Genomic DNA, 13,429 nt, shown 5'->3' on the forward strand with positions numbered 1-13,429 from the left:
CCCGAGATTCTGGGGGCTACCGGCGCGATCCCGGTATGTGTGTGGACGGTCGATATGATGGCTCGATCTGCACGGTGCGGTTGTGGCCGCGCGTCAGGCTCGATGAGAGGTGAATGATCCCGCATGGAAACTGCCCGTCGTTCTGCCCGCGGTAACCGCCGTCGCCGGTCGAGCAGTCCGACTTTCGGGCAGTTGCTGACCGCCGCTGTCGAGTCGTCGGCCGATCGGGTGGCAGTCCGGTTCAATCCCACCGGCGAGCCGGCCGATCAGCGCGAACTCACCTATTCGGAGTTCGACCAGCGGTCGGCCCAGCTGGCGCGGGAGCTGATCGGGCGCGGCATCGGCCCCGGCGACGTGGTCGCCATCGGCATCGCCCGCAGCATCGAATCGGTGCTCGCGGTGTGGGCCATCGCCAAGACCGGTGCCGCCTACGTGCCGGTCGACCCGAACTACCCGGCCGACCGCATCGCCCACATCCTGTCCGACTCCGGTGCGGTACTGGGCCTCACCACCACCGCACACCGCGCGGTCCTCGGCACCACGCTGCCGTGGCTCGAGCTCGACGACTCCGCGACCGCCGAGCGGATCGCCGCCCGGCCCGCGCACCCGGTGTCCTACGCCGACCGCGTCCGCACGCTCGACGAGCGTCATCCGGCGTACCTGATCTACACCTCCGGCTCCACCGGCAAGCCCAAGGGCGTCGTGGTCACCCACACCGGCCTCGCCCCGCTGGTCGCCGCCGAACGCGAGCACTACGGCGTCACCGCCGATTCGCGCGTGCTGCACGTGTGCTCGCCGAACTTCGACGTGTCGGTGCTCGAGCTGCTGCTGGCGTTCTCGGCGGGCGCCACCCTGGTGATCGCGCCGCCGCAGGTGTTCGGCGGTTATGAACTGGCCGACCTGCTGCGCCGCGAGCGGGTGTCGCACATGCTCATCACACCCGGTGCGCTGGAATCGGTGGAGGCGGCCGATCTCGACGATCTGAAGGTCGTCGTGGTCGCGGGTGACAAGTTCGGCCCGGAACTGGTGGGCCGCTGGGCCGTCGGTGATCGCCGCTTCTACAACGGTTACGGCCCGACCGAGGCGACCATCCTCGCCACCAGCACCGCGCCGATGGATCCCGCCGCCCCGGTGACGATCGGTTCGGCCATCGCCGGAATCGGTGCGTTCGTGCTCGATTCGCGGCTGCGACCGGTGCCCGCCGGGGTGATCGGCGAGCTGTACCTGTCCGGTCCCGCGCTGGCGCAGGGTTATCTGAACCGGCCCGCGCTGACCGCGGAGCGTTTCGTCGCGAGCCCGTTCGGCGCGCAGGCGGGCGACGCCAATGCCCGGCTGTACCGCACCGGCGACCTGGTGCGCCGCAGCGAATCCGGTGACGGTGTCATCGAATACATGGGCCGCTCGGACTTCCAGGTGAAGATCCGCGGTTTCCGCATCGAGCTCGGCGAGATCGACAACGCCCTCACCGCCCACCCGGACATCGACTTCGCGGCCACCCTCGGCAAAACGCTGCCCTCCGGCGTCACCGCGCTGGTGTCGTATGTGCTGCCGCGCGCGGGCGCCACCCTCGACATCCCCGCCGTCGACGCGTTCCTCTCGGAGTCGTTGCCCGGGTACATGATTCCGGCCGCCATCATGGTGCTCGACCGGATCCCGCTCACCCCGGTGGGCAAGCTCGACCGCAACGCCCTGCCGGAACCGGTGTTCGCCGCGCGCGAGTTCCGCGCGCCGTCCACCCCGGTCGAGGAGATCGTCGCCGACGTCTTCGCCGCCCTGCTCACCACCGGTGGCGACGAGGAGATCCGGGTCGGCGCCGACGACGACTTCTTCGAACTCGGCGGCAACTCCCTGCTCGCCGCTCAGGCGGCCACCCGCATCGGCGCCGCGCTCGACACCAGGGTGCCGGTGCAGGTGCTGTTCGAGGCGAGCACCGTGTCGGCGCTGGCCGAACGGGTGGAACGCCACATCGGCACCGGCTCCGGCCAGGAACTGGTGCCCCAGGAGCGGCCCGAGATCATTCCGCTGTCGTTCGCGCAGCAGCGGATGTGGTTCCTGAACCGGTTCGATCCGGCCAGTGCCGTGAACAACATGCCCATCGCGGTGCGGTTGTCGGGCGCGCTCGACGTCGACGCCCTGCGCGCGGCGGTGCGCGACCTGGTGACCAGGCACGAGGTGCTGCGCACCATGTACCCGCAGGTGGACGGGGCCGGTCAGCAGTTGATTCTGCCGGTGTCCGATCCGCGCGCGGTGCCGGAGATGGCCTGCGAGCAGGTCACCGAGGAGCAGGTGCCCGGGCTTGTCGCCGAGACCGTCGGTGTCGGCTTCGATGTGTCGCTCGCGCCGCCGATCCGGCTGCGGTTGCTGCGGCTCACCGCGCAGGAGCATGTGCTGATCTGCGTGGTCCACCACATCGCCGGTGACGGTGTGTCGATGGGCCCGCTCACCCGCGACCTGATGACTGCCTATGTGCAGCGCAGCGCGGGGTCCGAGCCCCAATTGCCGCCGCTGCGTGTGCAATACGCCGACTTCACGCTGTGGCAGCGCGCCGTGCTCGGCACCGAGGACGACCCGGAATCGGTGCTGGCGCAGCAGATCGGCTACTGGCGCACCCAGCTCGCCGGCCTGCCCGACCAGCTCGCCCTCCCGGCCGACCGGCCGCGCCCGTCGGTGGCCACCTACCGTGGCGCCACCTTCGACTTCCGCATCCCCGCCGACGTGCACGCCGGGCTGGACAAGCTCGCGCACACCCACAATTCGACGCTGTTCATGGTGGTGCACGCGGCGCTGTCGGCGCTGCTCGCGCGGCTGTCGGGCAGCACCGATATCGCGATCGGCACGCCGGTGGCGGGCCGTGGTGACGCCGCCCTCGACGACCTCATCGGCATGTTCGTCAACACCCTCGTGCTGCGCACCGAGGTGGATCCGGCGATGGGCTTCGAGGAACTGCTCGCCCAGGCCCGCGCCACCGATGTGGCCGCGTTCGGCCACGCCGACGTGCCGTTCGAGCGGCTGGTCGAGCTGCTCGATCCGGCCCGTTCCACCGCGCGGCACCCGCTGTTCCAGGTGATGCTCGCCTTCCAGAACATGGCGCGCACGGCGCTCGAGCTGCCGGGCATGACCGTGAGCGGGGTGGATCTGAGCATCCCGTTCGCCAAGTTCGACCTGCAGTTCGAGATGGTCGAGGACACCGACCGCCACGGCGTGCCGCACGGCATCGCGGTCGGCCTGACCTATGCGACCGACCTGTTCGACGCGGCGACCGTGGAAGGTATCGCCGCTCGGTTCGTCCGCCTGCTCACCGCCGTCGTCGCCGACCCGGCGGCCCCGCTCGGCGGGCACGAGCTGATGGAGCAGGCCGAGCTGGATCGAATCCTGCTGGGCTGGAACGACACCCGTCACGAGCTGGCGCCCGCGCTGCTGCTCGACGGTTACCGCCGTGCGGTGGCCGAACACCCCGATGCGGTCGCGCTCGCCTACGAGGGCACCGAACTGACGTACCGGGAGTTCGACGAGCGGGTGAACCGCTTGGCGCGCAAACTCGTCGCCGACGGCGTCGGACCGGAATCGTATGTGGCGCTGGCCGTTCGGCGTTCGCTCGAGCTGGTGGTCGGCATGTACGCCATCGTCACGGCCGGTGGCGCGTACGTGCCGCTCGACCCGGACCACCCCGCCGAGCGCATCGCCCACATTCTCGACACCGCGCAGCCGGTGTGCGTGCTCACCACCACCGCCGACGCGGTCGAGGTGCCCGCCGGAACGCCGGTGATAGCGATCGATACCGTTGCGCTGCAGGGCTTCTCGGCCGAACCGCTCACGGCGTCCGAGCTGGCGAGTCCGGTCCTGCCGCAGCACCCCGCCTACGTCATCTTCACCTCCGGCTCGACCGGTAGGCCCAAGGGTGTCGCGGTGTCGCACGCGGCGATCGAAAACCAGATCGCCTGGATGCTCGCCGAATACCCGCTCGGCCCCGGCGATGTGTACCTGCAGAAGACCGCGACCACCTTCGACGTGTCGCTGTGGGGCTACTTCATGCCGCTGCGCACCGGTGCGAAGCTGGTCGTCGCCACTCACGACGGGCACCGCGACCCGGCCTACATCGCCGAAACCATTGCGGCGCAACACGTCACGATGACCGACTTCGTGCCGTCGATGCTCACCGTCTTCGCCGCGCACACCGCGCCGGGCAGCATTCCCACCCTGCGCGATGTGTTCGCGATCGGTGAGGCGCTGCCGCCGGAGACCGTCGCCGGCATGCGCGCGGTCTCGGACGCCCGCGTGCACAACCTGTACGGTCCCACCGAGGCCGCCGTCTCGGTGACCTACTGGCCCGCCGACGACCCGGGCCGCGGCTCGGTGCCGATCGGTGTGCCGGAGTGGAATACTCAGGTGTACGTGCTGGATTCGCGGCTGCGCCCGGTTCCCGCGGGCGTCGTCGGCGAGCTCTACCTCGCCGGTGATCAGCTCGCGCGCGGGTATGTCGCCAGGCCGGACCTCACCGCCGACCGCTTCGTCGCCAATCCCTTCGGTGCGAACGCGCGCATGTACCGCACCGGCGACCTGGTGGTCTGGCGCACGCAGCCAGACGGCCGTGGCACGCTGGAATACCTGGGCCGCACCGACTTCCAGGTGAAGTTCCGTGGTCAGCGCATCGAACTCGGCGAGATCGAGACCGCGCTGCTCGGTCAACCCGCCGTGAGCCAGGCCGTGGCGATCGTCGCGGATTCGCCTGCGGGAGAACAGCTCGTGGCCTACGCGGTGCCGAAGCCGGGCGCCACGATCGAACCGGCACCGCTGCTGGCCGCCATCGGGGAGACGCTGCCCTCCTACATGGTCCCGGCCGCGCTGGTCGCGCTCGACGAACTGCCGCTCAACCCCAGCGGCAAGCTCGATCGCAAGGCGCTGCCCGCCCCCACCTTCACCGCGGGTGAGTTCCGGGCACCGGCCACGCCGACCGAGGAGATCGTGGCGGGCGTCTACGCCGAACTGCTCGGCATGGCCCGGGTCGGTGCCGACGACGACTACTTCGCGCTCGGCGGCAACTCGCTGCTGGCCACCCGCGCGATCGCCAGGATCAACGAGGCGCTCGACGCCGACATCAGCATCCGCGACCTGTTCGAGGCGCCGACGGTGACCGCGCTGGCCGCCCGGATCAGCGCGAGCGGTTCCGGCGCACGGCCCGCCCTCGTCCCGGCCGCACGCCCGCAACGGATTCCGCTGTCGCTGGCACAGCAGCGCATGTGGGTACTCAACCAGGTCGACCCCGCCTCGGGCGCCTACAACCTGCCCTTCGCGCTCCGCCTCACCGGTGACCTCGATGTGGCCGCGCTCGACGCCGCCATCGCCGATGTGCTCGGCAGGCACGAGTCGCTGCGCACCCGTTTCCCCGCCGCCGACGGCGAGGGCGCCTACCAGGAGATCGTCGCGGTCGCCGAGGTGCTGCCCGACGGCCTGGTCGTGGAGACCACCGACGACGTGCTCGGCCGGGTCGCCGAACTCGCGGGCGCCGGTTTCGACGTCACCCGTGAGGTGCCCGTCCGGACGCGGCTGCTCACCGACGGATCGTCGGATTCGCTGCTGGTGTTCGTGGTGCACCACATCTCCGCCGACGGCGCCTCGCTCGCCCCGCTGGCGCGCGACCTGATCACCGCCTACGTCGCCCGTGCGGGTGGGCAGAGCCCGGCGTGGACCCCGCTGCCGGTGCAGTACGCGGACTTCGCGCTCTGGCAGCGCGAAGTGGTCGGCGCCGACGACGAGCCGGGTTCGGTGGCCGCCGCCCAGCTCGACTACTGGCGTACCCAGCTGGCCGGAATGCCGCCGCTGCTCGAGCTGCCGCAGGACCGTCCGCGTCCCTCGGTGCCGAGCCTGCGCGGCGCGACCACCGAGCTGCGGCTGCCCGCCGAGGTGCATGAGCAGCTGAATCACCTTGCGCGCGAGCACAAGTCGTCGCTGTTCATGGTTGTGCACGCGGCGCTGGCCGTGCTGCTCGCCCGGCTGTCGGGCAGCACCGACATCGCGATCGGCACCGCCGTCGCCGGTCGTGGTGAGCGGGCGCTCGACGAGCTGGTCGGCATGTTCGTCAACACGCTCACGCTGCGCACCGCCCTCGACCCGGCCGGTTCGTTCGACGAGGCCGTCGACCTGGCCCGCGAGACCGATCTCGGCGCGTTCGCCAATGCCGATCTGCCGTTCGAGCGGGTCGTCGAGGTGGTGGCGCCGGGCAAGGGCAGCGCGCACAACCCGCTGTTCCAGGTGGCGCTGACCTTCAGCAACAACGAGACCGCCGCACTCGAACTGCCCGGCCTCACCGTCGCCGCGCTCGACACCGGGGTGTCGGCCAAGTTCGACCTGCAGGTCGACGTGGAGCCGCGCTACACCGACGAAGGCGCGCCCGGTGAGCTGGTCGCCCTGTTCAACTACGCCACCGATCTGTTCGACGAGGCGACTGTTCGTTCCATCGGCACGCGCTTCGCTCGCATCCTCACGGCGGTGGCCGCCGACCCGCAGGTCCGGGTGGGCGACATCGACATCCTCGACGAGAGCGAACGCGCCCGGTTGCTCGCAGGCGCCGCCCAGACGCCCGCGCCGACCACGGCGACCGGCGGAACCACCCTCACCCAGGCGTTCACCGCCGCCGCCGAGGACGACCCGGACGGCCCGGCGCTGGTCTGGGGCGACGAGCAGCTCGGTTTCGAACAGCTCGACGCCCGCTCCTCGCGCCTGGCACGCCTGCTGATCGCGCGTGGCTTCGGACCGGGTTCCGGTGTGGCCCTTGCTCTTCCGCGTGGCGCCGACTGGGCCGTCGCGGTGTGGGCGGTGCTCAAGGCGGGCGCGGCGATCGTGCCGTTCTCGCGGGAGCCTGCGGCCGAGCCGACGGCCAAGATCGGCATCACCACCGGCACGGCACCCTCGTCGGAGCTCGACTGGGTGGTGCTCGACGATCCCGCCGTGCGCACCGAACTGTCCACGCAGTCGGCCCGCCCGGTGACCTACGCCGACCGCACCCGCGCCCTGCGCGGCAGCGACCCCGCCTTCGTCGGCGCCGAGGGTGTGCGCAGCTACGACGACCTCGCCACGGCGGGCTCGCGAGTGCGCACCGAGGCCGAACTCACCTTCGAATCACGGACCTTCGCCACCGCGACCGACACCTTCGCGGCCGTCGTCGAACCGGTCGCGGCCGGTGTGGCGGGCGCGTCGATGGTGCTGATCACCGGCGATCCGTCGGCGGCGCTGGCCGAGGAATGGGTGAGTCACCTGTTCGGTGACCGGGCCGGTCTGGACGCGGTGGATACGGGCGAGCTCGAGGATCTGCGCGCGGTGATCGCCGACGACGCGGCACCCGGCGACGCGGGCCGGGCCGAGGTGGTCCTGGTACTCGCCGAGCTGAGCGCCGCCGCGGTCTGAAACCATGACCGAGGCAGTTTCGGTGACGGATGAGGTGGATTCGCGATGACACGACCGGTACGCACTCGCCCGGTGCGCACACGCCGCGCCCGGGTGACCGCGCTGCCGCAGCTGCTGGCCACCGCGGTGGAGACCGCTCCCGACGGTGTCGCCGTGGTGCTCGCCGATGCCACCCGCACCCTCGGTAGCCTCACCTACGCCGAGCTCGACGAGCGGTCCAGCCGCATCGCGCGCCTGCTCATCGCGCGCGGGATCGGCGCGGGCGACCTGGTGGCACTGGGGATTCCGCGCTCGATCGAGTCGGTGCTCGCGGTGTGGGCGGTGGCCAAGACCGGTGCCGGTTTCGTGCCCGTCGACCCGAACTACCCGCCGGATCGGGTGGCGCACATGGTCACCGATTCCGGGGCGGTGTTCGGGCTGACCGTCGCGAGCGCGGCCGAGCGGCTGCCCGCCCAGGTGCAGTGGCTGGCCATCGACGACGCGGCAACGGTGGCGCGGCTCGACGAGTTCTCCGGTGTGCCGATCACCAATGCCGACCGGGTGCGCCAGATCCGCGCCGAGGACCTCGCCTACGTCATCTACACCTCGGGTTCGACGGGTCTGCCCAAGGGTGTCGCGGTGTCGCAGGCCGGACTCGCCGGGTTCAGTGCCGAACAGCGCAAGCACTACGGGGTCGAAGCGCACTCGCGGACACTGCATTTCGCGTCTCCGTCGTTCGACGCGTCCATTCTCGAACTGCTGCTCGCCGTCGGTGCGGGCGCGACCATGGTGATCGTCGATCCGAGTGTGTTCGGCGGTGACGAACTGGCCGCACTGCTGCGCCGCGAGCGGGTGAGTCACGCCTTCATCACCCCGGCCGCGCTCGCCTCGATCGACCCGGCCGGTCTCGACGACTTCCGGGTGGTCGCGGTGGGCGGCGAGGCGTGTCCGCCGGATCTACTGCGGCGCTGGGCGATTCCGCTGGCCGACGGCAGTCTGCGGCAGTTCCACAATGTGTACGGGCCGACCGAAACCACCATCGTCACCAATATCAGTGTGCCGCTGAAACCGGGTGATCCGCTCACCATCGGCGGACCGCTGGCCGGTGTGGCCGAATACGTGCTCGACGACCGGCTCGGCCCGGTGCCGCCCGGTGTCACCGGCGAGCTGTACATCACCGGCGCCCAACTCACCCGCGGTTATCACGCGCGGCCGGGGCTCACCGCGTCGCGTTTCGTGCCGAACCCGTTCGAGCCCGCCGGTTCCCGGCTCTACCGCACCGGCGACCTGGTCCGCTGGACCACCGACGGCGCCCTGGAGTACATGGGGCGCAACGACTTCCAGGTGAAGATCCGTGGTTTCCGGATCGAGCTCGGCGAGATCGACGCCGTGCTCTCCGCGCACGAGAGTCTCGACTTCGCCGCTACTGTCGGCCACGAACTCGACAGCGGCGCAACTATTCTCGTGTCCTACGTGCACGCCGCCCCGGGTGCCGTCGTCGACACCGCCGAGCTCACCGCGTTCGCCGAACGCAGCCTGCCCGCGCACATGGTGCCGACCGTGCTGATGGAACTCGACACCATCCCGCTTACCCCCGTGGGCAAGCTGGACCGCCGGGCGCTGCCCGCGCCGGTGCTCGAGCACGCCGCATTCCGCCCACCCGTCACCCCGATCGAGCAGATCGTGGCAGGCACCTTCGCCCAGGTGCTCGACGCCGACACCCAACTCGGCCTCGACGACGACTTCTTCGCCCTCGGCGGCAACTCGCTGCTGGCCACCCAGGTCGCGGCCCGGCTCGGTGCTACCCTCGACACCGAATTCCCGGTGCGGCTGCTGTTCGAGGCGCCGACGGTGGAGGCCCTGGCGCGTCGGCTCGCCGAATCCGCCGGTGCCGGTGCGCGTCCGGCGCTGGTGGCCCGCGAGCGGCCCGACCGGATCCCGCTGTCGCTGGCCCAGCAGCGGATGTGGTTTCTCAACCAGTTCGATCCGCAGTCGGTGGCCTACAACATCCCGATGGCGGTGCGGCTCACCGGCGCCATCGACGTGGCCGCGCTCGACGCGGCCGTTGCCGACCTGGTGGCCAGGCACGAAACCCTGCGCACCGTCTACCCCGAGACCGACGACGGGCCGGTGCAGCGGATCCTCGACCCGTCGGAGGCGACACCCCGGCTCGAGGTGCGCACCCTGACGGCCGCCGAATTGCCGACGGCCATGCGGGAACTCGGCTCCCACGGTTTCGATGTGCGCAGTCAGGTGCCGCTGCGGGTCGCGCTGTTCCAGCTCGGCCCCGAGGAATCGGTGCTCGCGGTCGTCGTGCATCACATCGCCGGGGACGGCAGTTCGCTCGCCCCGCTCAGCCGGGATCTGATGCTGGCCTACGGCGCCCGTTCGGCCGGTACCGCGCCGGACTGGGCGCCCCTGCCCGTGCAGTACGCCGACTACGCGCTGTGGCAGCGCGAGCTGCTCGGCAGCGAGGACGACCCCGATTCGCTGGCCTCGGCCCAGCTCGACTACTGGCGCACGGCCCTGGCCGGGCTGCCCGACCAGCTCGACCTGCCCGCCGACCACCCGCGTCCCGCCGTCCAGTCGCTGGCCGGTGGCCGGGTGCCGATCGAGATCGACGCCGACACCCACCGCGCGCTGCTCGCCCTGGCCCGTGCGCAGGGCGCCACCCTGTTCATGGTTGTGCACGCCGCGCTCGCCGTGACTCTCGGCAGGCTGGCCGGTACCGATGACCTGGCCATCGGAACCCCCGTCGCCGGTCGTGGTGAGGCCGCGCTCGACGACCTCATCGGCATGTTCGTCAACACCCTCGTCTTCCGCACCACCCTGAACGCAGGCGAACCGTTCACCGATCTGCTGGCGCGGCAGCGGGAAACGGACCTGCAGGTTTTCGCCCACGCCGACCTGCCGTTCGAACGACTCGTGGAGGCGATCAATCCGGCTCGCTCCACCGCGCGGCACCCGCTGTTCCAGGTGGGTCTGTCCTTCCAGAACCTCACCCGCACCGGGCTCGAGCTGGGGGAGACCGACGTCGAAGGCGTGGATGTGGACCTGGCGGTCTCGCAGTTCGACCTGCACGCCATCGTCGCCGACGCCTACGACAGCGAGGGTGCTGCCCAGGGCATCAACGGCGTACTCACCTATGCCACCGATCTTTTCGAGCCGCAGACCGCCCGCGCCTACGCCGACCGGTTCGCGCGCGTCCTCGCCGGGATCGCCGCCGCACCGTCACGGCCGGTCGACGAGATCGAGCTCCTGTCCGAGGCTGAGCGCACGCGAATCCTGCACGACTGGAACGACACTCGGCATGCATGCCCGTCGACTACGCTGCCCGCGCTGTTCGACGAGACGGTCGCCGAGCACCCGGATCGGGTGGCGTTGGTCGCTCCCGACGGCACCGAGCTGACCTACCGCGAGTTCGCGGGCAAGGTGAACCAGCTCGCACGACACTTGATTTCGCAGGGTGTCGGCGTGGAAGACCGGGTAGCGCTGGCTATTCGGCGATCCGTGGATCTCGTTGTCGCCATGTACGCGGTGGCGCAGACGGGTGCGGCGTATGTTCCGCTCGACCCCGATCAGCCTGCCGATCGAGTACGCCACATCCACGACACCGCCGCACCCGTGTGCGTGTTGACCACCACTCGCGACGGTTTCTCCGAGGGCACCGCCACCGCCACCGCCGCCGCCGCCGACGCCGCCAATGCCTCCGCTATCGCCGTCGACACGCTCGACCTCGCCGCGTACCCAGTGGGTCCGATCGCGGCCCAGGAGCGACGAGGTGTGCTGCGGCCGGAGAACACGGCGTATGTCATCTTCACCTCCGGGTCCACCGGCAAGCCCAAGGGTGTTGCGGTGTCGCACGGCGCCATCGTCAACCAGTTGCTCTGGAAGACGCAGTATTTCGGTCTCACCAGCGACGATTCCGTGCTGTTGAAGACCGCTGCTACCTTCGACCTCTCGGTCTGGGAGTTCTGGACCACCGCTGTGAGCGGTGGCCGATTGGTGATCGCCGCACCTGATGGGCATCGCGACCCCGCCTACCTGCTGCGGGTGCTCACCGAGCAGCGGGTGAGCACATTGCACGTGGTCCCGTCCATGCTCGACGCCCTGCTCGCCGAATCCACAGGTGCGCTGCCGGTTTCGTTGCACCGCGTCCTCGCCATCGGTGAAGCCCTCCCGGCCGATACTGCCCAGCGGTTCCTCGCCGCCACCGATGCCGCGCTGCACAACCTGTACGGCCCGACCGAGGCTGCGGTCTCGATCACCGACCACAGGGTCACCGCCGCCGACCGCACCACAGTGCCGATCGGCGCTCCCGAATGGAACAGCCGCGTCTACGTCCTCGACGCCCGCCTGCGTCCGGTGCCCCCTGGCGTGGCGGGCGAGTTGTACCTGGCAGGCGACCAGCTCGCCCGAGGCTACTTCGCCCGCCCCGACCTCACCGCCGACCGCTTCGTCGCCAACCCCTTCGAACCGGGCGCGCGCATGTACCGCACCGGCGACCTGGTCGCCTGGAACGCGGTCGGCGAACTCGACTACCGGGGCCGCACCGACTTCCAGGTGAAGATCCGCGGCTTCCGCATCGAACTCGGCGACATCGAATCGGCCCTGCTCGCGGCGCCGCAGGTCGCTCAGGCTGCCGTGCTCGCCACCACCGACCCGCAGCTCGGTGACCGGCTGGTGGGCTACGTGGTGCCCGCACCCGACGCTGAACTCACCGCGACCATCGCGAAAAGTGCGGTGGCGCAGGTGCTTCCGTCGTACATGGTGCCATCGGCATTCGTCGTGCTCGAGCGGCTGCCGCTCAACGCGAACGGCAAACTCGACCGTGCGGCCCTCCCCGAACCGGTCGTCGAACCACGCCGGTACCGGGCGCCCGAAAGCCCAGACGAGATCGTTGTCGCCGAGGTCTTCACCGAGGTGCTCGGCATCGACAAGCCGGGCCTAGACGACGACTTCTTCGCCCTCGGCGGCAACTCGCTGCTCGCCACCCGTGTGGTCCACCGCCTGCACGAACACACCGCAACCGCCCTCACCGTCGCCGCGTTCTTCGCCGACCCGACCGTGGGCGGCCTTGCCGAACGCCTCAGTGGTGCGGGACAACAGGATCTGACGGCCGCGCTGTCGGTCGTCCTGCCGCTGAACGACGCCGCCCGCAACGGCACGCGGTCCAGCCGCCACGACGGGCAGGCCGACGAGACCGCCGCAGGCACACCGAGCGAGGTGGCCGTAGGCACATCGGGCCCGGAACCCCTGTGGTGCCTGCACCCGGTATCCGGCCTGGCCTGGGCGTATTCGTCCCTGGTCCCGTACCTGCCCGCCGACCAGCCGGTGATCGGCGTTCAGTCGCCTGCCCTGAGCGAACCGGCCTTCCGACCCGCCACAGCCGACGAACTGATCGACCGCTATGTGGCCGAAATCCGCGCCGTCCAACCGCACGGCCCGTACCGGCTGCTCGGCTGGTCGCTCGGCGGTGTGCTCGCCCACGCCGTCGCCACCCGACTGCAGGCGGCGGGCGAGACAGTGACCTCGCTGACCATGCTCGACAGTGTGCCCGGCGCCGACCTCACCGACTTCCGCGCCGAACTGCGTCACGCCCTGCTCGACCTGGGCATCCCCGACGACAAGCTCCCCTCGGCCGAGGATTTGGCCGACCTCGGTGACGACGCCCTGGCCGCCCTGCACACCACCCTCGCGGCCGACCTGCCGATCTCACAGGACGACTTCGTGGCGATGTACCGGGGCGCGCTGCGTTCGGTCGCGCTGGTGACCGAACTCGTCCCGGACCGGTTCGACGGATCGCTCACCTATTTCACGGCCATGGACACCGGCGGCGTGGACCGTGGCGGCGCTTCGCGGTGGCGGCACCACATCAGCGGGGTCATCGTCGATCACCCCGTCGCCACCACACATCAACTCATGCTCGCCGACCCGGCACCGGCCGTCATCGGACCGGTTCTGGACCAGGTCATCAGCGGGTCTGGGCATAGCACCACGTAACGGGCGGGCAGCAGATTACGATTCTGTTGCCAGAGAGTCGGTGTGT

2 protein-coding genes are annotated in these 13,429 nt (G+C 70.5%); both read left to right on the forward strand.

Annotation, left to right across the window (positions count from 1 at the left end):
• The first annotated feature begins 123 nt into the window (after positions 1 to 123).
• Positions 124 to 7,401, forward strand: a complete 7,278-nt coding sequence (locus tag NCO8_RS17805) for a non-ribosomal peptide synthetase (RefSeq protein WP_067641048.1) — start codon at positions 124 to 126, stop codon at positions 7,399 to 7,401.
• Positions 7,402 to 7,473: 72 nt separating this feature from the next.
• On the forward strand, positions 7,474 to 13,383 hold the full coding sequence (locus NCO8_RS17810) for a non-ribosomal peptide synthetase (protein ID WP_067641589.1): 5,910 nt from the start codon (positions 7,474 to 7,476) through the stop codon (positions 13,381 to 13,383).
• Positions 13,384 to 13,429: the final 46 nt, after the last annotated feature.

The organism is Nocardia coubleae NBRC 108252, from assembly GCF_001612805.1.
In the GTDB taxonomy this organism is placed as follows: domain Bacteria; phylum Actinomycetota; class Actinomycetes; order Mycobacteriales; family Mycobacteriaceae; genus Nocardia; species Nocardia coubleae.

Bases quoted from the DNA above. Each gene is read 5' to 3' on its own strand.
- NCO8_RS17805 (WP_067641048.1), top strand. From the start codon at position 124: ATGGAAACTGCCCGTCGTTCTGCCCGCGGTAACCGCCGTCGCCGGTCG.